22 protein-coding genes, 1 tRNA gene and 1 pseudogene are annotated in these 19362 nt (G+C 62.2%); 17 read left to right on the top strand and 7 right to left on the bottom strand.

What is annotated here, in order from left to right; all coding sequences use genetic code 11:
- Positions 1-18: 18 nt before the first annotated feature.
- On the top strand, positions 19-1683 hold the full coding sequence (locus Q0974_RS00195; protein ID WP_299321289.1) for a thiamine pyrophosphate-binding protein: 1665 nt from the start codon (positions 19-21) through the stop codon (positions 1681-1683).
- 178 nt (positions 1684-1861) lie between these two features.
- Here Q0974_RS00195 and thiS read toward each other — a convergent pair whose 3' ends face one another.
- Positions 1862-2857, bottom strand: a complete 996-nt coding sequence (gene thiS / locus Q0974_RS00190) for a sulfur carrier protein ThiS (protein WP_299321288.1) — start codon at positions 2855-2857, stop codon at positions 1862-1864.
- 80 nt (positions 2858-2937) lie between these two features.
- Here thiS and aroQ point away from each other — a divergent pair, with 80 nt between their 5' ends.
- The 8 genes from aroQ (at position 2938) to aat (ending at position 8647) form a co-directional block, all read left to right on the top strand.
- Positions 2938-3378, top strand: a complete 441-nt coding sequence (gene aroQ / locus Q0974_RS00185) for a type II 3-dehydroquinate dehydratase (RefSeq protein ID WP_299321286.1) — start codon at positions 2938-2940, stop codon at positions 3376-3378.
- A gap of 57 nt (positions 3379-3435) precedes the next feature.
- On the top strand, positions 3436-3930 hold the full coding sequence (gene accB / locus Q0974_RS00180) for an acetyl-CoA carboxylase biotin carboxyl carrier protein (RefSeq protein WP_299321285.1): 495 nt from the start codon (positions 3436-3438) through the stop codon (positions 3928-3930).
- 12 nt (positions 3931-3942) lie between these two features.
- Complete coding sequence (accC, locus tag Q0974_RS00175; protein WP_299321283.1) at positions 3943-5304, top strand: acetyl-CoA carboxylase biotin carboxylase subunit; 1362 nt, start codon at positions 3943-3945, stop codon at positions 5302-5304.
- Positions 5305-5709 (top strand): ACT domain-containing protein, encoded by a 405-nt coding sequence (locus Q0974_RS00170; protein ID WP_299321282.1) that lies wholly within the window; start codon positions 5305-5307, stop codon positions 5707-5709. It begins immediately after the preceding gene.
- An 8-nt stretch (positions 5710-5717) separates the two neighbouring features.
- Positions 5718-6068, top strand: a complete 351-nt coding sequence (gene arsC, locus Q0974_RS00165; RefSeq protein ID WP_299321280.1) for an arsenate reductase (glutaredoxin) — start codon at positions 5718-5720, stop codon at positions 6066-6068.
- A gap of 27 nt (positions 6069-6095) precedes the next feature.
- Positions 6096-7079, top strand: coding sequence for an alpha/beta hydrolase (locus Q0974_RS00160; protein WP_299321278.1), 984 nt, complete (start codon positions 6096-6098; stop codon positions 7077-7079).
- Between the two features lie 72 nt (positions 7080-7151).
- Positions 7152-7883, top strand: a complete 732-nt coding sequence (locus Q0974_RS00155) for a ParA family protein (RefSeq protein WP_299321277.1) — start codon at positions 7152-7154, stop codon at positions 7881-7883.
- A gap of 56 nt (positions 7884-7939) precedes the next feature.
- Complete coding sequence (gene aat, locus Q0974_RS00150; protein ID WP_299321373.1) at positions 7940-8647, top strand: leucyl/phenylalanyl-tRNA--protein transferase; 708 nt, start codon at positions 7940-7942, stop codon at positions 8645-8647.
- Positions 8648-8682: 35 nt separating this feature from the next.
- Here the strand turns inward: aat and Q0974_RS00145 are convergent.
- From Q0974_RS00145 to Q0974_RS00120, 6 genes and pseudogenes are all read right to left on the bottom strand, one after another.
- A pseudogene (locus tag Q0974_RS00145) lies at positions 8683-8931 on the bottom strand (DUF2155 domain-containing protein); the annotation flags it as partial.
- A gap of 194 nt (positions 8932-9125) precedes the next feature.
- Positions 9126-9683, bottom strand: coding sequence for an outer membrane lipid asymmetry maintenance protein MlaD (mlaD, locus tag Q0974_RS00140; protein ID WP_299321275.1), 558 nt, complete (start codon positions 9681-9683; stop codon positions 9126-9128).
- 5 nt (positions 9684-9688) lie between these two features.
- Positions 9689-10072, bottom strand: a complete 384-nt coding sequence (locus Q0974_RS00135) for an NADH:ubiquinone oxidoreductase subunit NDUFA12 (RefSeq protein WP_299321274.1) — start codon at positions 10070-10072, stop codon at positions 9689-9691.
- Between the two features lie 76 nt (positions 10073-10148).
- A complete protein-coding gene (locus Q0974_RS00130) occupies positions 10149-10673 on the bottom strand; it encodes a DUF192 domain-containing protein (RefSeq protein WP_299321272.1) in 525 nt (174 codons plus the stop codon).
- 6 nt (positions 10674-10679) lie between these two features.
- On the bottom strand, positions 10680-11270 hold the full coding sequence (locus Q0974_RS00125; protein WP_299321271.1) for a cold shock protein: 591 nt from the start codon (positions 11268-11270) through the stop codon (positions 10680-10682).
- A gap of 78 nt (positions 11271-11348) precedes the next feature.
- Positions 11349-11888: a RecX family transcriptional regulator gene (locus Q0974_RS00120; RefSeq protein WP_299321269.1), complete on the bottom strand. Its 540-nt coding sequence runs from the start codon at positions 11886-11888 to the stop codon at positions 11349-11351.
- 153 nt (positions 11889-12041) lie between these two features.
- On the opposite strand from Q0974_RS00120, the gene Q0974_RS00115 reads away from it, so the two are divergent.
- The 8 genes from Q0974_RS00115 (at position 12042) to rplJ (ending at position 19305) form a co-directional block, all read left to right on the top strand.
- Positions 12042-13775 carry a fatty acyl-AMP ligase gene (locus Q0974_RS00115; protein ID WP_299321268.1) on the top strand — a complete coding sequence of 578 codons (1734 nt, stop codon included), beginning with the start codon at positions 12042-12044 and terminating at the stop codon, positions 13773-13775.
- Between the two features lie 96 nt (positions 13776-13871).
- Complete coding sequence (locus tag Q0974_RS00110) at positions 13872-16205, top strand: EAL domain-containing protein (protein WP_299321266.1); 2334 nt, start codon at positions 13872-13874, stop codon at positions 16203-16205.
- A gap of 75 nt (positions 16206-16280) precedes the next feature.
- A tRNA-Trp gene (locus tag Q0974_RS00105) sits at positions 16281-16356 on the top strand.
- A gap of 160 nt (positions 16357-16516) precedes the next feature.
- Positions 16517-16714, top strand: coding sequence for a preprotein translocase subunit SecE (secE, locus tag Q0974_RS00100; protein WP_299321264.1), 198 nt, complete (start codon positions 16517-16519; stop codon positions 16712-16714).
- Positions 16715-16740: 26 nt separating this feature from the next.
- Positions 16741-17277 (top strand): transcription termination/antitermination protein NusG, encoded by a 537-nt coding sequence (gene nusG / locus Q0974_RS00095; protein ID WP_176869031.1) that lies wholly within the window; start codon positions 16741-16743, stop codon positions 17275-17277.
- 94 nt (positions 17278-17371) lie between these two features.
- On the top strand, positions 17372-17803 hold the full coding sequence (rplK, locus tag Q0974_RS00090; RefSeq protein WP_299321262.1) for a 50S ribosomal protein L11: 432 nt from the start codon (positions 17372-17374) through the stop codon (positions 17801-17803).
- Positions 17804-17806: 3 nt separating this feature from the next.
- The gene (gene rplA, locus Q0974_RS00085) at positions 17807-18502 is read left to right on the top strand and encodes a 50S ribosomal protein L1 (RefSeq protein WP_299321260.1); all 696 of its coding nucleotides are present in this window, start codon (positions 17807-17809) and stop codon (positions 18500-18502) included.
- Between the two features lie 290 nt (positions 18503-18792).
- Positions 18793-19305: a 50S ribosomal protein L10 gene (gene rplJ, locus Q0974_RS00080; RefSeq protein ID WP_299321259.1), complete on the top strand. Its 513-nt coding sequence runs from the start codon at positions 18793-18795 to the stop codon at positions 19303-19305.
- Positions 19306-19362 lie beyond the last annotated feature (57 nt).

Raw genomic sequence — 19362 nt, 5'->3', positions numbered from 1 at the left:
GAACCAGAAAGCTAAGTCATGACCCAACGAACCGGCGGCCGTATCCTCGTCGACAACCTCGTCGCGCAGGGCTGCGACCGGATCTTCTGCGTGCCCGGCGAAAGCTATCTCGCGGTGCTTGACGCGCTGCACGATACTGATGAGATCGACCTTGTCGTCTGCCGACAGGAGGGCGGCGTCTCCTTCATGGCTGCCGCCGACGGGGCCATGACAGGCCATCCGGGAATCGCCTTCGTCACCCGCGGGCCGGGCGCGACTAATGGCTCGATCGGCGTTCATGTGGCGATGCAGGATTCGGTGCCGATGATCTATTTCATCGGCGATGTCGGACGCGGCGACAAGGATCGCGAAGCGTTTCAGGAAATCGACTTTCCGGCGATGTTCGGGCCGCTCTGCAAATGGGCGGCGAAGATCGACGACGCGGCGCGCATCCCCGAATATGTCGCGCGCGCCTATTCGGTCGCGATGAACGGGCGCCCGGGCCCGGTCGTGCTGGCGCTGCCCGAGGACATGCTGCGCGATACGGTCGAGGCCGTGGATCGCCCCAAGGTCATTCGCCCGGCCCAGCATCCCGACCCCGAAGCGATGGAAGTGATGATGGGGCTGCTCCGCGATGCCGCTGCGCCCGTCGCGATCATCGGCGGCGCCGACTGGTGCGCGGGCGCATCCCATTATTTCCGCGAATTCGCCGAGGATATCGGCCTGCCCGTCGCCTGCGGGTTCCGGCGGCAGGACGCGATCCCCAACGAGAGCCCGGTCTGGGCCGGCAATCTCGGCTATGGTCCGAACCCCAAGCTGCTCGAGCGCATCCGCAACGCCGATCTGCTGCTCGTTGTCGGCGCGCGGCTCGGCGAGGCGACGACCGACGGCTATACGCTGATCGCGCCCGACCATCCCGATCAGACGCTGATCCATGTCCATCCCGATCCAGAAGAGCTGGGCCGCGTCTACCGCACCGATCTCGCCATCTGCGCGGACATGCGCGAATTCTCCGAGGAAGCCTCGCTCTGGGAGCATGATATTATCGATTTCGACTGCGGCAAGGAAGCGCATGCCGAGTGGGAGGCGTGGAACAGGGTCGAACCCAATAACGATCTGACGCTAGACGTCGCCCAATGCGTGAAAGCGGCGCGCGAAACGCTCCCCGCGGACAGCATCATCTGCAACGGCGCGGGCAATTTCTCAGGCTGGTGGCACCGCTATTGGCGCTACAGCGGCCCGGTCTGCCAGCTCGCGCCGACCGCTGGTGCCATGGGCTATGGTGTCCCCGCCGCCGTCGCTGCCGCGTTGCGCCATCCCGACCGGCAGGTGCTCGCTATCGCCGGGGATGGCGATTTCCTGATGAACGGGCAGGAACTCGCGACCGCCGTCCAGCATGGCGCCGAAATGATCGTGATCGTCATCGACAATGGCAGCTATGGCACGATCCGCATGCACCAGGAGCGTGAATATCCCGAGCGGCTATCGGGTACGTCGCTGAGCAATCCGGATTTCGCCGCGCTCGCCAAAGCCTATGGCGGCTGGACGGAGACGGTCGAGACCACGGCCGAATTCGCGCCCGCGCTGGAACGCGCGAAGGCCGAGAGCGGCGTGCGATTATTGCATCTCAAGATTGACGTCGAGGACCAGCTGGCGGCGGGCGGGAGGACGGTTGCGGCTGTCAGGGATTCCGCAAAATCCTGATTCGCGGGGCGTGAACCGGAAAGGGCCACCGCCGAAGGGGTTCGGCGATGGCCCGATGCGACCCGGTTTAGCTACAGGGGCAGTAGAAACCAGGTGTCTCCGACGAGTGTCGTAAGGCCTGAAAAGCGCGCGCGAGTAAAGCGGCACAGCCGCCGTTTTCGACGAACGGTTCGCTGGCTTAGATCAAACCCGCCAAAGGGCTCGAGGGGTCGGCATATTTGCGGGTAGCCATCCGCCCCGCCAGATACGCTTCGCGACCCGCTTCCACGGCGAGCTTCATCGCGCGGGCCATGCGGACGGGCTCCTTGGCTTCCGCAATCGCCGTGTTCATGAGCACACCGTCGCAGCCCAGCTCCATCGCAACCGCCGCGTCGGACGCCGTGCCGACCCCGGCATCGACGAGCACGGGCACGCTCGCGCCCTCCACAATCAGCCGGATCGTGACGCGGTTCTGGATGCCCAGCCCCGAACCGATCGGCGCGCCCAGAGGCATCACCGCCACCGCCCCAGCTTCTTCGAGCTGCTTCGCGGCAATCGGATCGTCGACGCAATAGACCATCGGCTTGAAGCCTTCATTCGCCAGCGTCTCGGTCGCGCGCAGCGTCTCGCGCATATCGGGATAGAGCGTCTTCGCCTCGCCGAGCACTTCGAGCTTCACAAGATCCCAGCCGCCCGCCTCGCGCGCCAGCCGCAAAGTCCGGATCGCCTCCTCGGCGGTGAAGCAACCGGCGGTATTGGGGAGGTAGGTGTAGTGTTTGGGATCGATAAAGTCCGTCAGCATCGGCGCCTTGGGATCGGATACGTTCACCCGGCGCACGGCGACGGTAATGATCTCCGCCCCCGACGCTTCGAGCGCCGCCGCGTTCTCCTCGAAATCCCTATATTTGCCCGTGCCGACGATCAGGCGCGAGGTGAAGCTCTGTCCGGCTACGGTCCAACTGTCTTCGGCGGAATCCCCTCCACCCACAAAATGCACGATCTCGAGCTCGTCGCCATCCTCGACCAGCACATCGCCAAGCGTCGAGCGGGGGACGACTTCGAGGTTGCGCTCGACGGCCACTTTCGTCGGATCGAGTCCCAGTTCCTCGCTCGCAAGCGCGGCGAGCGTCAGGCCCGCATGGATGCGCCGATGCTCGCCATTCACGCGAATCGAAATCGTGCCGTCGCTGGTCATTGCTGCATCCTGCCTTTGCGTTGCGATCCGGGGCGCATATAGGTGTCCGCCCCGCATCGCCGCAACCGGAAGGCAGCGCCATGGCCGACAAACCCGTGATCTATGTCCTGAACGGGCCCAATCTCAACCTGCTCGGCATGCGCGAGCCGGAAATCTATGGCTCCGATACGCTCGACGATATCGCCGGGCGGCTGGAGGACAAAGCGCAGGCGGCCGGTGCCGATATCGAAGTCCGCCAGTCCAACCATGAAGGGCATCTGATCGACTGGATTCATGAGGCCCAGTCCGAAGATGCCAAGGCTATCCTGTTGAATGCAGCCGGTTTTACCCACACGTCGGTCACGCTCCACGATGCGATAAAGGCGGTTTCGGTTCCGGTGATCGAAGTCCATCTGTCGAACCCGCATGCGCGCGAACCGTTTCGGCACAGAAGCTTGGTCGGCCAGGCCGCGCATGGCACGATTTCCGGTTTCGGGGCACTTTCCTATCTGCTGGCGCTGGACGCGGCCCTACAGCTTTGAGTAAAAGCGCTGGCGTATATGTCGGCGACGGCCGGCAACAGGGACAAAGGGTTTGCAATGAGCACCGACAAAGGCGCCGGTAAGGGCACCATGAATGTCGACACCGAACTGGTGCGCCAGCTCGCCGAGCTGCTGGACGACGTCAATCTCACCGAAATCGAAGTCGAGGACGGCGAGCGGAGCATCCGCGTCGCGCGCAAGGCAGGCGGCGGCGTTGTCGCTGCGCCTGCGCCGGTCGCCGCGCCGGCTCCCGCGCCCGCCCCGGCGGCGCCCAGCCCCTCGGCCCCGGCGGAAGCCGCGCCTGCCGCAGAGGAGCATGCCGATGCGCTCAAATCACCGATGGTCGGCACCGCCTATATGGCGCCCGAACCCGGCGCTGATCCCTTCGTCAAGGTCGGCGATTCGGTGTCCAAGGGCGATACGCTGCTGATCATCGAGGCGATGAAGGTGATGAATCCGATCGCGGCGGACAAATCCGGCACGGTCAGCGCCATGCTCGTCGAGGATGCCGAGCCGGTCGAATTCAACCAGCCGCTCGTCGTCATCGAGTAGGCGGACGATCCGATGATCAAAAAGGTTTTGATTGCCAATCGCGGCGAGATCGCGCTGCGCATCCATCGCGCCTGCCACGAAATGGATATCAAGACCGTGGCCGTGCATTCGACGGCCGATGCCGAGGCCAAGCATGTGAAGCTGGCCGACGAAGCCGTGTGCATCGGCCCTCCCCCGGCGACGGATAGCTATCTCAACATCCCGAATATCATCTCGGCCGCCGAGATCAGCGGTGCGGACGCCATCCATCCGGGCTATGGCTTTCTCTCCGAAAATGAGAAATTCGCTACGATCGTCGAAGAGCATGAGGTGATCTGGATCGGACCGAAACCCGAACATATCCGCGTCATGGGCGACAAGGTCGAGGCAAAGAAGACAGCCGGCAAACTCGGCCTGCCGCTGGTGCCCGGCTCAGACGGGGCCGTCCGCGAGATTGGCGAGGCCAAGAAGATCGGCGATGAAATCGGCTATCCGCTGATCGTGAAGGCCGCGTCGGGCGGCGGCGGCCGCGGCATGAAGGTCGTACCCGAAGCCGGCAAGCTCGAATCGCTGATGAAACAGGCGGGGTCCGAAGCGAAGTCGGCGTTCGGCGACGATACGGTCTATCTTGAAAAATTCCTCGGCAATCCGCGCCATATCGAGTTTCAGATTTTCGGCGATGGCAAGGGCAATGCGATCCATCTCGGCGAGCGCGATTGCTCGCTGCAGCGGCGGCATCAGAAAGTGCTCGAAGAAGCGCCCGGCCCGACGATCACGGACGAAGAACGCACGCGCATGGGCGATATCTGCGCCCGGGCCATGGCCGATATGGGCTATCGCGGGGCCGGCACGATCGAATTTCTCTACGAGGATGGCGGTTTCTATTTCATCGAAATGAACACGCGCCTGCAGGTCGAGCATCCGGTGACCGAGATGATCACGGGCCTCGATCTCGTCCGCGAGCAGATTCTCGTCGCCGCCGGCCAGCCGCTATCGGTGACACAGGATGAAGTGACCTTCACCGGCCATGCCATCGAATGCCGCATCAATGCCGAGCACCCGGAAACCTTCGCGCCGTCGCCCGGCAAGGTCGTGAACTATCACGCGGCCGGCGGCATGCATGTCCGCGTCGATAGCGGACTCTATTCGGGCTATTCGATCCCGCCATACTATGATTCGATGGTCGCCAAGCTGATCGTTTACGGAACGAGTCGGAACAAGTGCATTCGCCGCCTCCGCAGGGCGCTCGAAGAAATGGTGATCGACGGTGTCGATACGACCCTGCCGCTGCACCGGGCTTTGCTCGAAGACCCCGACGTGCTGGAAGGCAATTATACGATCAAATGGCTCGAGGAATGGCTGGAGCGCAACGCCGCCGCCTCCGACACACAGTAAATGCCCGGCGAAACCGATCTCGACGCGCTGCTGCGCGACCTGAAGCCGATGATCGCAGAGGAAGAGCATGGGTTCGCCACGATCCCGATGGGCGAGGGCTGGCCGCAGGGTCTCGTGCCCGTCGCAACCTTTGCCGAGGCGGAAGGCGCGAGCGTGATCGCGCTGAGCTCGATCATGGAAGGCATCGGCCTCAAGCATGAAGGGGGCTGGGCAAAAATCACGATCGGCGCTAACAGCGCGCTCGACGCCGTCGGCTTGACGGCGAGAATCGCGGGCGCGCTTGCCGAACAGGGGATCAGTTCCAATATAGTGGCGGCATATCATCACGATCATGTTTTCGTGCCCTGGGCACGGCGTGACGAGGCGATGGCGGTTCTGAAAAACTTGTCGAAGTCACAGGAGTAAATCGTTCGATGCAGGCCATTATCTACCATAACCCGCGCTGTGGCACGTCTCGCAAGACGCTGGAGATTCTGGAAAAGGCGCCGGCCATTGCGGTCCGCGTGATCGAGTATCTCAAGGAACCGCCGACCAAGAAGAAGCTCAAGGAGCTTTACAAGAAAGCCGGCATCACGCCGCGCGAAGGCATGCGCGCCAAGGAACCGATCGCCAAGGAACTCGGGCTCAATGATCCGGATGTGACCGACGATCAGATTCTCGATGCGATGGTCAAAAACCCGATCCTCATCAACCGGCCGATCGTCGAGACGAAAAATGGCGTTCGCCTCTGCCGGCCACAGGATCTCGTCAAAGAAATTATCTGAACCGCATCATAGGGGGAGAGCGCGGCTATGAAGAAGTTTCTCAAATGGACCGTGCTCACCCTGCTTATCGTTATTGCCGGCGCAATCGCCTGGTTCTGGACGCCCGACCGCGACGCCGACGAGCTACGCGCGCAATATGCGAATGACGCCTCGCAATTCATCGAACTCGACAACGGGCTGACCGTTCACGTTCGCGACGAAGGACCGCGCGACGCGCCCGTAATTTTGCTCGTCCACGGCTCCAGCGCATCGCTGCACACATGGGAACCCTGGGTCGAGCGCTTGTCCGACGAGTATCGCGTCGTCACCTATGACCAGCCGGGCCATGGGCTAACCGGCCCGCATCCGGAGGGCGACTATTCCACCGAAAGCTTTGTCGACACGCTGGCTGGTGTCGCGGATAATCTCGGGCTCACCCGGTTCGTCGTTGGCGGGAACTCGATGGGCGGCTGGACGTCCTGGAACTATGCGCTCGCCCATCCCGACCGGCTCGACGGGTTGCTGCTGGTCGATGCGTCGGGCGCGCCCGATGCCCGTCCACAAAAAGTGCCGATCGGTTTCCGCATCGCCCGGATGCCCGTGATTTCCTCGCTGATGCAGAAGATCACGCCGCGCTCGATGGTCGAACGTTCGCTGCGCCAAAGCGTCAGCAATCAGGACATGATCGACGACGCGATGGTCGACCGCTATTACGACCTGATCCGTTATCCCGGGAACCGGGCAGCAACCCTCGCCCGAGGGCGGGCCGATCGCACGGTCGCAAGCCCTGAAACCATGGCGACACTGACCATGCCGACTTTGCTGATGTGGGGCGCGGAGGACACGCTGGTCCCGCTGTCCGCCGGCGAATGGTTCGACCAACATATCCCGGATAGCTCGCTGATCGCCTATCCCGATATCGGCCATATCCCGATGGAAGAAGCGCCCGATCGCAGCGCAGACGATGTCCGGGCCTGGCTCGAAACGATTTATGCCGAAGACGTTTCGGAGATGGCGGAAGCCGCCGAATAGCGTCGTCCCAAAATGGGATGGCTTTAACCAAAGGAATTTGGCTGCGGGAGCGGAGGCCGTTAGATAATCCTCATGTGCACGATCGCAATTTACAGCCTGAAAGGCGGCGTCGGCAAAACCACGCTCGCGGTCAATCTCGCCTGGTGCGCGGCGATGCTCTCTTCCCGCCGGACATTGCTCTGGGACCTCGACCAGCAGGCCGCCGCGACATTCCTGTTGCAGGATGGCAAGAAGCCGAAACGGCGCGCCGAAGGCGTCTACGATCAGGAGATCAAACCGCGCAAATTGATCCGCTCGACAGCGGTGGAACGGCTGGACCTGCTCGCCGCCGACGCCTCTTTGCGCGAACTCGACCGGATGTTTTTCACCTTCGGCAAGAAGAAGCGGCTTGCCAAGATTATCGACAGCGTATCGAAGGAGTATGACCGGATTATTCTCGATTGCCCGCCAGGCCTGTCGGAAACCAGCGACCAGATATTGCGCGCGGCCGATCTGGTTATCGCGCCGGTGATCCCCTCGCCTCTGTCGCAGCGCGCCTTCGACACGGTCGTCGACCATATCAAGCGCCATCACAAAGGCCGTACAGCAATTCTGCCGGTCTACACGATGGTCGATCGGCGTCGGAACCTGCACAAGGACGCACTCGAGCGTGAAAAGAGCTGGCCCGTCATCCCCTATGCCAGCGCCGTCGAACAGATGGCGAGCCGCCGCGCGCCGGTCGGCGCCTTCGCGCCGCAGTCTCCGGCCGGACAGGCCTTCGCCAAATTATGGCGCGGCGTCGAACGCAAAATCGCGAAACTCTAACACCGCTACAATCGCAATCCGATGACGGATGGGCGGGAACGGGTTATCATACGCATGTGAACCTGCTCGATCCGAATATGCTGTTGCGCGCCTATGCGGTCGGCGTCTTCCCAATGGCAGACAGCCGGCATGCGGACGAAGTCTTTTGGGTCGAACCAAAGATGCGGGCGATACTGCCGCTCGACGGGTTTCGCGTATCGCGCTCGCTCGCCAAGACGATCCGGTCAGACCGGTTCCGCGTTACCCGCGATACCGCCTTCGACCGGGTGGTGGCCGGCTGCGCCGAACCGCGCCCGGACCGGCCCGATACCTGGATCAACCCGCAAATCCAGACAGCCTATGGCGAACTGCACCGCCGTGGCCATGCCCATTCGATCGAATGCTGGCAGAGCGAAAAGCTGGTGGGCGGACTATATGGCGTGCGGCTCGGCGGCGCCTTTTTCGGCGAAAGCATGTTCTCGCGCGTGTCGAACGCCTCGAAGGTCGCGCTCGCGCACCTCGTCGCGCGGATGCGCTATGGCGGGTTCACGCTGCTCGATTGCCAGTTCATGACCGATCATCTCGCATCGCTCGGCGCGATCGAGATTTCAAAAGCCGATTATGCGGTGTTGCTGGATTCCGCGCTTTCCTCGCTCGGCGCTTCGGTCACGTCGGGAGCCGGCGCCGATCTATCCGCATTGGAAGGCACAGTTTCCGGAGAGGTCGGGCCGGACGGCGCGGTATCGGGATATGTCATCTCGCAGGCTCTGGGCCAGACATCGTAGAGCCGGTGCTCGACGACATTGAGCGCCGGCCGCTCCTTGTACAGCCAGCCTGAAAAGACGCGCACCCAGCGTTCGTCCTCGCCCCGCAAATCGGTTTCGCGCACAAACAGCTGGACGAACGCACCGGTCAGCCGCTGCGGTTCCCAGTCCGCAGTCCGCTCGCACGCGCGCAACCGGATCAGAACATCGCCGACGCGCGTTGATTCGCCCGGCTGCAAACGGATCTCACGCGACGTACCGTTGCGCTTGTTAAGCAGACCTAGCACGGCGACGCGCTCTTCCATCGGCGTGACCCCAGCGAGATCGACCGGCAGTTCGCCGACCTCCTCGATATCGTCGACATTAGTGGTCTCCGCATCCGCTTCACCGCTGCGCGACTGATCGAGCGTGAGTTCGGGCGGCGGCGCTTCTTCCTCGGTTTCCGCGCCGGAACCGCACGCCGCGAGCGCGAGCAACGCGGCCACGGGCAGTGCGCGGATCATGGAGACGTTTCCTCGGCCCCGAATTCCTCATCGCCGAAGTCGTCGCTCATGGTGTCGCCGAAATCGTCGCTCCCGAAATCCTCGCTCATGGTATCACCCATGCTGTCGGACCCGCCGGAATCGTTGATCATCGAACCGATAAGGCCCGTCATATCGATCGCGCCCTGCGTATCGAGGATGACATCGTCCTGCGCGAACGGATCGGGCGATGCGCCCGGCAATAGCGCGATATAGCTGCCGCCCAAAAGGCCTTCGCTGGTGATCGCCGCGCTGCTGTCATTGGGGAGATTGGCCGACGGATCGATCGCCATCCGCACCTCGGCCTGGAAGTCCTCGGGGTTGAGCGCAACATCGGTCACCTCGCCGATCGAGAGGCCCGCGACGCGGACATCGGTGCCCACGCTAATGCCGCCGACATCCGGAAAATAGGCGGTGACTTCGATCGCATTGCTACCAGCCCCGCTCGCGGTCCGGCCGACAAAGGTGAAGACCAGCCAAGCGGCCAGAAGGACCACGACAAGGCCGACCAGCGCCTCGAACAGATGATTGCGCATGGTGCTCAATTCGGGCTCCAGGCCTCGTAGTCGCCGCTGGCACTCGCCCGGTTGCGGCCTTTTTCAAGCGCGCCGGCCGGGCGATAGGCCGCGCCGGTGCCCGTCATGTTGGGCGTATAGGGCGTCTCCCACTGGCGGGCCGGCGGCAGGCTTTGATCGGGAACATCTTCGACCGTCTGGTGCAGCCAGCCATGCCATTCGGCCGGCACATTGCTCGCATCATTGCCACCGGCATAGATGACCCAGCGGCGGCGCGGGCCCTTCTTGCTCTCATAATAGCGGTTGCCCGCACCATCTTCGGCGACGAAGCGGCCCTTGCGCGCCGAATAGAGCGCGGTGCCAATGGTGGCGCCTTCCCACCAGGTGAAGATCATTTTCAGAAATCGCATAACGGTTTTCGCGTTTAGCGCCTCTTGGCGGGCGCGCCAACTCCTCTTGCGTCCGTTCGCCGCTTATTCGGGCAAGTTATTCCGGCAGGGCGGGTCCGTCCGGCCAGCTTACATAATCACCTGCATCGATCCCGAGTTCGGCCGCCCGGCCCCCATCGATTTCGAGCACGGCGATCACCGGTTCGGTCGAATAGTAGGAATCGAGCGTATAGGGTTCGGTCTCACGCGCGATATTCGTGATGACGCCGTCCGCGCGGATGAAGATCATGTCGAGCGGGATCATCGTGTTGCGCATCCAGAAGCTCGCGAGGCGCGGAAATTCGAACGGAAAGATCATGCCGCCATTTTCCGGCAGCGATTCGCGAAACATCAGGCCGCGCCTTTGCTCTTCCGGTGTGATCGCGGTTTCGACATCGAACAGATGGTCCCCGGTGGCGGACCGGACCGTGACCTGGATTGTCTCGACGGCGTCCTGCTCTGCTGCCTCTACGGCAGCGTCTGCAGCCGGCGGATTGGCGGGCATTTGTGATTCCGCGCGGCACCCCAGCAGGGCCAAGGCTGGTAGCGCGCCCAGCAGGGCGCTTTGGAAAAAGCGGGTCATGTCAAGCTATTCGCAATGCGCGAGCGCGACGGCAAGGGGGCCCTTGCCCCCATCCGCTATCCGCGCCTGCAAACGGTCGCCGGTATCAATTTCGCCCAGCCCCGAACTGCGGACGATTTCCATATGTACGAACACGTCGCGATCCTCATCCTCGCGGATGAGAAAACCATAACCTTTCAGGCGGTTAAACCATTTTACTGTGACAGGCTCAAAGTCCCCGGCCGACGCGTGCAACGCCTCGTCTACCGCGCTGCTCTTGGTCTCCGAATGCTCGGCATAGTCTTCGCATTGATCGAGATCGATCGAGAGAATCTCGGTCGCCTGGCGGCCACGATCGCCATGCACGAACACGCATTCTATACGCGCGCCTTCCGGCAATGTCCGTCGGCCATGATCCCGCAAAATCGAGAAGTGGACGAGGATGTCGCCATCGCCATCATCGGGCACGAGAAAACCATAGCCGCGCGTGCCGTCGAACCATTTGATATGCCCCGAAGCGCGCGGCCGACTGCCCGTCGATGCGTCTTCATATGTCGCATCGTGTGCCACGCCCTCCGACGCAGCATCATACACCGCTACGTTCCGATCGGATGTCATGCATCGTCCCCTGTCGTTACGATGCTAACACAGATTTCGGCCCTGTTGAAAGGGTCTTAAGGACGGCACGCTTGCACCCTAAAACTCCGCCTCTTTTTCCGGGATATCGCCGGGGTCCGCATCGATGAATTTGCGGGCCAGCGCGTAAGGATGTCCGGCGCGGAGCATGGCCGCGAGCGCCTTGCGCTTGCGGTCCGGATCGAGCGTCGCATCCGCGAACGGCCCGAACCGGCGTTTCCGAACAAATGCGAGGGCCGCGTCCCAGGCCTGCGTTTCGGCAAGCGTGCGGGCCTCCTGACCGTCCACTTCCTCGATCCCGGCGACATAGAGCGCCTGTTCGACGCGCCGTTCGCCATAGCCTCGCCGCAGCAGCGATGCCGCCTTGGACTGCGCAAAAGCCGCATCGTCGACATAGCCTAACTCGGCAAATTTTTCGGCCAGATCCTCTACCGGCGGCTGGCGATCCTCTGCCCATCCGCGTTCCCGCAATTTGCGTCCGAGATAGGCGCGCAGCTTGGCGCGCGTCGTCGCGTAGCGGCCGACATAGAAGAGCGCGAGCTGCTCCAGGCTTTCACGATCCAGCGGTGGACGGGGTTTTTTGCGGGTTCGACCGTTCATGCGCCATCTTTGTGCCATAGTGGAGCCGGATTTTGAACGCGGCTGATCGGCTAGATCGATTTTTAACAACGACAAAATGGCGATCGGGAGGCGCAGAGACCGCAGAACAGGCGGCACGACCCATCGCATCACGGGCAGCAATTGAAGGAAATCATGACTGATTCTCTCCAACCGACACCGATTCATGACGCATTGCCGCGGCGTTTCGCCGATTTCGACACGATGGGCGAAGCGCTGGACTATGCGGCGCAGGGCAAGCGCGGCTTCAACTTTCACGATCCGCGCGGCAAACTGATCCGTGCCTATCCCTATTCCGAATTGCGCAAAGACGCCGTCGCGGCCGCGAAGCGGTTGATCGCCTTCGGTATCACACCCGGAGACCGGGTCGCGCTGATCGCCGATACCGAGCCCGATTTCTGTGCGCTCTTCTTCGGCGCCGTCTATGCCGGTGCTCTCCCTGTGCCGCTGCCCCTGCCCACATCGTTCGGCGGCAAGGACGGCTATATCGATCAGCTCGCCGTGCAACTGCGCAGTTCGGAGCCCAGTCTGCTGCTCTACCCGGCCGAGATCGCGGAAATTTCCAAAGCTGCGGCCGACGCCTGTTCGGTGCCCGGCATCGACTGGGAAAGTTTTGCGGAGCGCGAGGCGCCGGATGCGGAATTTCCAAAAGCGAGCCCCGACGACGTCGCCTATCTCCAATATTCGAGCGGCTCGACCCGCTTTCCCCATGGCGTCATCATCAGCCACAAGGCGCTGCTCCACAATCTCGGCTCGCACGCCAATGGCATGCTGATCGGTGACGAAGACCGCTGCATCTCCTGGCTGCCCTTCTATCACGATATGGGCCTCGTTGGCTGCATGCTCTCGATGGTCGCGAACCAGGTTTCTACCGACTATCTGAAGACCGCCGATTTCGCCCGCCGCCCGCTCGCCTGGCTCGATCTGATCAGCCGCAATCCGGGCACCTCCTGCAGCTATTCGCCGACCTTCGGGTACGACATCTGCGCGCGCCGCATCGGCAGCCAGTCGCATGTCGCCGACCGCTTTGACCTCTCGCGCTGGCGGCTCGCGGGCAACGGCGCGGACATGATCAGGCCCGATGTCATGCAGCATTTCACCGACGCATTTGCCGAAGCCGGCTTCGATCCCAAATGTTTCGTGCCGAGCTATGGGCTCGCCGAGGCAACGCTCGCCGTGACGCTGATGCCGGCCGGCGAAGGCATCGTCGTCGATCTCGTCGAGGAAAGCGCGCTCTCCGGCGTGCCGGTGGCGGATAATGACGAACCGAAACGCTATCGGGCGATCGTCAATTGCGGCAAGCCCGTGCGCGACACGACCATCGAAATCCGCGAAGAGGACGGTTCGGTCTTGGGCGACAAGCAGATCGGCCAGGTCTGGGTGCAGGGCCCAGCTGTCATGGACGGCTATTTCCGGGACCAGGAAGCGACCGATGCCTGTATGAAGGACGGTTGGCTCGACACCGGCGATATGGGCTATCTGTCGGACGGCTATCTCTATGTCGTCGGCCGCGCCAAGGACATGATCATTATCAACGGCAAGAATCATTGGCCGCAGGATATCGAATGGGCGGTCGAACAGCTGCCCGGCTTCAAGTCCGGCGACATCGCCGCCTTCGCGATTACCGAGCCTGGTGGCGAGGAGACTCCGGCCGTTCTTGTGCAGTGCCGCACGTCCGATCTTAACGAACGGGCAAGGCTGCACGGGCTGATCCGCGACAAGGTCCGCGCGATTACCGGCATGAATTGCGTGATCGAGCTGGTTCCGCCACGCACATTGCCGCGCACGAGTTCGGGCAAGCTGAGCCGCGCAAAAGCGCGCAACCTGTATCTTTCAGGCGAAATCCAACCCTATGATATCGCGGCCTAAAGGCTAGGCCATCACATTGCGGTAAAGCCGCTCTTAACCCTTCCGGTCCGGCATTCGGAAAGGGTTCTGCCGCTATCCAGTCTCCCGAGGGACGGTATGGCGACAATCGACACCAGTCAGCTCGGCTGGCTGGAAATCCTTGGACTGCGTGAACCGCCGGACGGCGAATGGAAGCTCGTGCGCGCAGCCCAACTCCGCGAACTCAGCAAGAATTCACTGCTGCCGATGGCCGCGGTGGTGCTCGCGACCATCTCTTCCGCCACGCTATTCTGGGGTTCGGTGCCATCGCAGATCATGGCCGTCTGGCTCGTGATTCTGGGCATCGGCCTTATCTCCGTCGCCACCGCCCGGATCGCCAACCTGACACGAACCGGCGGCGCGCGCCGTATCGACATCATGCGCGCGGCTGGGAATTGCACGATCTTGGGCCTGTTCTGGTCGATCCCGCCGCTCTTCTTCGCGCAATATGGCAATCTCGAACAGATCGTCACGATAGCCGCTTTCAGCCTCGCGATCATGGGTGCGACTGCCCTTATGCTCAGCACCGTCCCGCTGGCCGGGATCATGCTGAACGGACTGGTCGGGATTAGCCTCAGCGTAATGCTCTACAAATTCGGCCTCAACCTGCTCGCCGGACTGACCTTCTCCTACATGCTGTGCCTCGCCTTCACGATCCTCGTACACGGCCGGGCGGCCATAGGTCGATTGCGCAACGATCTTGCGCTCGCCGAACAGCGCGACGTGGTGAAGCTGATGCTGCGCCAGGAAAATTCCGCCGAAAGCGACTGGCTGTGGCAGATCGATGCGCGCAAATGCATCGTCGATCCCTCGCCGCGCTTCACGGCCGCAACCGGCCTCAGCCTCTCGGAGCTCGAGGGCATGCCGCTGATGCGCCTGATCGCCGGCGAGAATTGGGCCCAGGGCGCGCTGTTCGAAGAAGCCGCCGAACTGCTTGAGAAAATGCGCGCCGGACAGACTTTCAGCGACCATCTCGTACCCTTGCAGATCGGCGATACCGAGCGCTGGTGGAAAATCTCCGGGACACCGCGGCTCAGCGAGAACCGGCATGTCGTCGGCTATCGGGGTGTAATCGCCGATGTCACCGACCGCGAAGCGATCGAGCGGAAAATCCATCATATGGCGCATTTCGACGCGCTGACGGGCCTCCCCAACCGCGCCCATACCAACGAACTGCTTCGCGAGCGCATCGCCAAAGCGGCATCGCGCAACAGATATTGCGCGTTCCTGATGATCGATCTCGACCGGTTCAAGGCGATCAACGATACCGCCGGCCATCCGGTCGGCGACAAGCTGCTCGAACAGGTTGCCAAGCGGCTGAACGCCCTCATGAAGCCCGGCGATGCGTGCGGGCGCCTCGGCGGCGACGAATTTGCCGTGGTTGTCGCCGATTTCCGTTCCTCGGAGGCTCTCGACAGGCGGGCACGGGACATCATCATCGCATTGTCCGCCGCCTATGAAGTCGACGATCAGCTGCTGCATATCGGCGCGAGCGTCGGCTCGGCCATCTATCCGAAAGACGGCGGATCGGCGGGCTCGCTGCTGCGCAAGGCGGACCTCGCCCTGTATCGCGCCAAGGGCAGCGGCCGCGGCACGCACTCGCCCTTCGAACCCGCGCTGCTGCAGAAGGCCGAAGAGCGCCGCGCGATCGAAAGCGCATTGCGCGACGCCTTACAGAATGATGAGCTGCATCTCGCCTATCAGCCGGTCGTCACCCTCGCGACCGGCGAAGTGGCGGGGTTCGAGGCGCTGCTGCGCTGGACGCACCCCGTGCTGGGGAGCATCTCGCCCGACAAATTCATCCCGATCGCGGAAGAAACGCGGCTTATCGATCCGATCGGCGAATGGGTGTTCCGCAAGGCCTGCACCGATGCGATGACCTGGCCCGAACAATATCGGCTGGCGATCAACCTGTCGGCGGGTCAGCTCCGCAATCCGCGGCTCAGCAGGGCGATCGTTTCAGCCTTATCCCAGTCCGGCCTCGCGCCGAACAGGCTCGAACTGGAGACCACAGAAGCCATTCTGGGCCAAGATAACGAACAGGCGATCAAGACGTTCGAACAGCTGCGGTCGCTCGGCGTCACGATGGCGCTCGACGATTTCGGCTCGGGCTATTCGACGCTCGGCTTTATCGGCAAGGCGAGTTTCAACTCGATCAAGATCGACAAGCGCTTCATCCGCGATGCGGAAAATGGCTCCAAATCGAGCATCGCGATCATTCGCGCCGTGATCGCAATGGCCGACAGCCTCGGCATCGCGACAATCGCCGAGGGCATCGAGAATGACAGCCAATATGCGATTGCCGAACGGCTCGGCGTTTCCCAGGTCCAGGGCTATTATCTCGATCATCCGATGCGCGCGGGCGAAGTGCGGGCCAAAATCGGCGACGAAGACGGCCGGGCCGTCGCCTGATAGGGCCCGGCTTTGGGCGACAATATCCTTGCATCCCCCTCCCCGCCCCGTTAAACGCGCCTCTCTCGGACTCGGAGGAGCGTAGCTCAGCTGGTAGAGCATCGGTCTCCAAAACCGAGGGTCGTGGGTTCGAGCCCCTCCGCTCCTGCCATCCGGTCTTCGATTGGTCCGGCAGGCACGCCTTGAAAGGCAAGCCTGCGGGTCCGAGATAGAGTTTTGACACTCATGCCGATGTCGGCCGGAAGGGCCGATGGCGGCGTGTGTGCTTTTTTGGTTTTGACGTGACGATTTTGGATGAGGTGAAGAGAACAGTGGCAAAGACTAGCCCAGGCGAATTCGTTCGGCAGGTTCGCGCCGAGACCTCCAAGGTCGTCTGGCCGACGCGTCAGGAAACGATCCAGACCGGTATCATGGTGATGATCATGACCTTCATCCTCGCCATGTTCTTTCTGGGCGTGGACTCCTTCTTCAACATGATCGTCCGCTTCCTTATCGGCCTCGTCAGCTAAAAGATTAGAACGAAAGTATTCCATCCATGTCGCGCTGGTACATCATTCACGCCTATTCGGGCTTCGAGAACAAGGTCCGGGACGCCATCATGGCCGAAGCCACGCGCATGGGCCTTGAGCAGCTCGTCGAGGAAGTCGAGGTCCCGACCGAGGAAGTGACCGAGGTCAAGCGCGGGAAGAAAGTGCAGACCGAGCGGAAATTCTTCCCCGGCTATGTGCTCGCCAAGCTCAACATGACCGACGATGTCTATCACCTCGTGAAGAATACACCGAAGGTGACGGGCTTTCTGGGGTCTAGCGGCAAGCCGCAGCCGATCAGCGAAGCCGAAGCCGCGCGCATCCTCAACACCAAGGAGGAAGCCGCTGCGGCGCCGAAGCAGAAGATCAATGTCGATTATGAGATCGGCGACCAAATCAAGGTGCTCGACGGCCCGTTCGCGAGCTTCAACGGCGTGGTCGAAGAACTCGATTTCGACCGGGCACGGGTCAAGGTGTCGGTGTCGATCTTCGGCCGGGCAACGCCGGTCGAACTGGAGTTCGAGCAGGTCGAACTGGTCAAATAGGAGTTTACGAGTTTCCGGATGGTCCGGAAGGTGCGGGAGGCAGGGCCACTGCCGTTTGAACCGCTAAGCCAAGAGAAAAGGTGAGATTAGAACAATGGCAAAGAAAATCGACGGCTATATCAGCCTGCAGGTTCCTGCGGGCACGGCCAATCCCTCCCCGCCGCTCGGGCCCGCATTGGGCCAGCGCGGCGTCAACATCATGGATTTCTGCAAGGCGTTCAACGCCGCGACGCAGGAGATGGAAAAAGGCGCGCCGATCCCGACCAAGATCACGGTCTATGCAGATCGCAGCTTTACCTTCGTCACGAAGACGCCGCCCGCCAGCTACATGCTGAAAAAGGCCGCCAAGATCAAAAAGGGCGCCGGCGCGGTCGGCTCTGAGATTGTCGGCCAGATCAAGCGTTCGCAGCTCGCCGAAATCGCCGAAGCGAAGATGGTCGATCTGAACGCGAACGACATCGAAGCGGCAACCAGGATCATCGAAGGCTCCGCCACGTCGATGGGCCTTGAAGTGGTGGAGGGCTAAATCATGGCGAAGCAGACCAAAAAGCAGAAGGCACAAGCCGAAACCGTCGATCGCGACAAGCTCTACGCATCCGACGAAGCGCTGAAGATCGTCAAGGGCAATGCGACCTCGAAGTTCGACGAAACGATCGAGATCGCGATGAACCTCGCCGTCGATCCGCGCCACGCCGACCAGATGGTCCGCGGCGTCGTTTCGCTGCCTTCGGGTACGGGCAAGAATGTTCGCGTCGCCGTGTTCGCCAAGGATGCGAAGGCCGAGGAAGCCAAGGAAGCGGGTGCCGATACGGTCGGTGCCGAAGACCTGATGGAAGCCATGCAGGGCGGCGATCTCAACTATGACCGCGTCATTGCGACGCCGGACATGATGGGCGTTGTCGGCCGTCTCGGGAAGGTGCTGGGCCCGAAAGGCCTGATGCCGAACCCGAAGCTCGGCACGGTGACCCCGGACGTCGCGAAGGCCGTTCAGGACGCCAAGGGCGGCCAGGTCGAATTCCGCGCCGAAAAGGCCGGTATCGTCCACTCGACGATCGGCAAGGCCAGCTTCTCCGAGGATGACCTCAAGAAGAATTTCGACGCCTTTGTTGGTGCCATCGTGAAGGCCAAGCCTTCCGGCGCGAAAGGCAAATATGTGAAAAAGATCGCCGTCAGCTCGACCATGGGCCCCGGCGTGAAGGTTGACCCGGCCGAAGCCGGGGCATAAAGGGCTTCTCGGCTCTTCGGAGCCGGGAACCGGCCGGGCGCGGCAACGCATCCGGTCATACCGTCCGAGACAGTTGGTGCGGGCAATTTGGCCCGCTTAATTTCCAGCCAAGACGGGGAAAGTTTTTGACGGGCGCTTGAGTGCGATTGCGAGCTCCCGGTCTGCTGCGGCGCCAGCCGCTTCGGGCAACCGACCCCTCGGACATTGTAAGCGAACCAACGGGCCTTCTCGGCTCCGCGGTTCATCATGGTCGGCGGACGTTCCGCCGGCTGGAACAAGGAGTGCGATATATGGATCGAGCTCAAAAGACCGAGGCGGTTGCTGAACTGAACCGCACCTTCACCGAGGCGGGCGTGGTCGTCGTGACCCGCAACCTCGGCCTCACCGTCGCTGAATCCAGCGACCTGAGGACGAAGATGCGCGAAGCCGGCGCCAGCTTCAAAGTATCGAAAAACAGGCTTGCCAAGCTTGCGATCAAGGACACGCAGTACGACCCAATCAGCGATCTGTTCGCCGGGCCGACCGCGCTCGCCTGGTCGGACGATCCGGTCGCGGCGACCAAGGTGGTTGCCGAATTCGCGAAAGCGAATGACCGGCTCGAAATCGTTGGTGGGGCGATGGGCGAAACCGTCCTCGATCTCGACGGCGTGAAGGCTCTGGCCGCCCTGCCCTCGCTCGACGAACTGCGTGGCAAGATCGTGGGTCTGCTCAATGCACCCGCGACCAAGGTCGCCCAGCTCGCAAATGCACCGGCAAGCAAACTGGCCCGCGTTTTCGGCGCCTATGGCGCGTCGGAAGCCTGATTTTCGAATAGCTCAACACTGAACTGACGGGGCGAAGCGCCCCAATTGGAGACTTAA

Source organism: Parasphingopyxis sp. (assembly GCF_028279465.1).
GTDB lineage: Bacteria > Pseudomonadota > Alphaproteobacteria > Sphingomonadales > Sphingomonadaceae > Parasphingopyxis.
Note: the sequence above shows the minus strand (reverse complement) of the source record. Positions and strands in the feature narration are given on the sequence as shown.

What these genes read in the sequence shown, in the direction of transcription:
- Q0974_RS00155 (WP_299321277.1), top strand. Translation starts at nt 7,152, where the DNA reads ATGTGCACGATCGCAATTTACAGCCTGAAAGGCGGCGTCGGCAAAACC.
- accC (WP_299321283.1), top strand. Translation starts at nt 3,943, where the DNA reads ATGATCAAAAAGGTTTTGATTGCCAATCGCGGCGAGATCGCGCTGCGC.
- Q0974_RS00130 (WP_299321272.1), bottom strand. Translation starts at nt 10,673, where the DNA reads ATGACCCGCTTTTTCCAAAGCGCCCTGCTGGGCGCGCTACCAGCCTTG.
- rplA (WP_299321260.1), top strand. Translation starts at nt 17,807, where the DNA reads ATGGCGAAGCAGACCAAAAAGCAGAAGGCACAAGCCGAAACCGTCGAT.
- arsC (WP_299321280.1), top strand. Translation starts at nt 5,718, where the DNA reads ATGCAGGCCATTATCTACCATAACCCGCGCTGTGGCACGTCTCGCAAG.
- Q0974_RS00195 (WP_299321289.1), top strand. Translation starts at nt 19, where the DNA reads ATGACCCAACGAACCGGCGGCCGTATCCTCGTCGACAACCTCGTCGCG.
- Q0974_RS00110 (WP_299321266.1), top strand. Translation starts at nt 13,872, where the DNA reads ATGGCGACAATCGACACCAGTCAGCTCGGCTGGCTGGAAATCCTTGGA.
- accB (WP_299321285.1), top strand. Translation starts at nt 3,436, where the DNA reads ATGAGCACCGACAAAGGCGCCGGTAAGGGCACCATGAATGTCGACACC.
- nusG (WP_176869031.1), top strand. Translation starts at nt 16,741, where the DNA reads ATGTCGCGCTGGTACATCATTCACGCCTATTCGGGCTTCGAGAACAAG.
- thiS (WP_299321288.1), bottom strand. Translation starts at nt 2,857, where the DNA reads ATGACCAGCGACGGCACGATTTCGATTCGCGTGAATGGCGAGCATCGG.
- rplJ (WP_299321259.1), top strand. Translation starts at nt 18,793, where the DNA reads ATGGATCGAGCTCAAAAGACCGAGGCGGTTGCTGAACTGAACCGCACC.
- Q0974_RS00125 (WP_299321271.1), bottom strand. Translation starts at nt 11,270, where the DNA reads ATGACATCCGATCGGAACGTAGCGGTGTATGATGCTGCGTCGGAGGGC.
- Q0974_RS00115 (WP_299321268.1), top strand. Translation starts at nt 12,042, where the DNA reads ATGACTGATTCTCTCCAACCGACACCGATTCATGACGCATTGCCGCGG.
- Q0974_RS00120 (WP_299321269.1), bottom strand. Translation starts at nt 11,888, where the DNA reads ATGAACGGTCGAACCCGCAAAAAACCCCGTCCACCGCTGGATCGTGAA.
- rplK (WP_299321262.1), top strand. Translation starts at nt 17,372, where the DNA reads ATGGCAAAGAAAATCGACGGCTATATCAGCCTGCAGGTTCCTGCGGGC.
- aroQ (WP_299321286.1), top strand. Translation starts at nt 2,938, where the DNA reads ATGGCCGACAAACCCGTGATCTATGTCCTGAACGGGCCCAATCTCAAC.
- mlaD (WP_299321275.1), bottom strand. Translation starts at nt 9,683, where the DNA reads ATGCGCAATCATCTGTTCGAGGCGCTGGTCGGCCTTGTCGTGGTCCTT.
- Q0974_RS00135 (WP_299321274.1), bottom strand. Translation starts at nt 10,072, where the DNA reads ATGCGATTTCTGAAAATGATCTTCACCTGGTGGGAAGGCGCCACCATT.
- Q0974_RS00170 (WP_299321282.1), top strand. Translation starts at nt 5,305, where the DNA reads ATGCCCGGCGAAACCGATCTCGACGCGCTGCTGCGCGACCTGAAGCCG.
- Q0974_RS00160 (WP_299321278.1), top strand. Translation starts at nt 6,096, where the DNA reads ATGAAGAAGTTTCTCAAATGGACCGTGCTCACCCTGCTTATCGTTATT.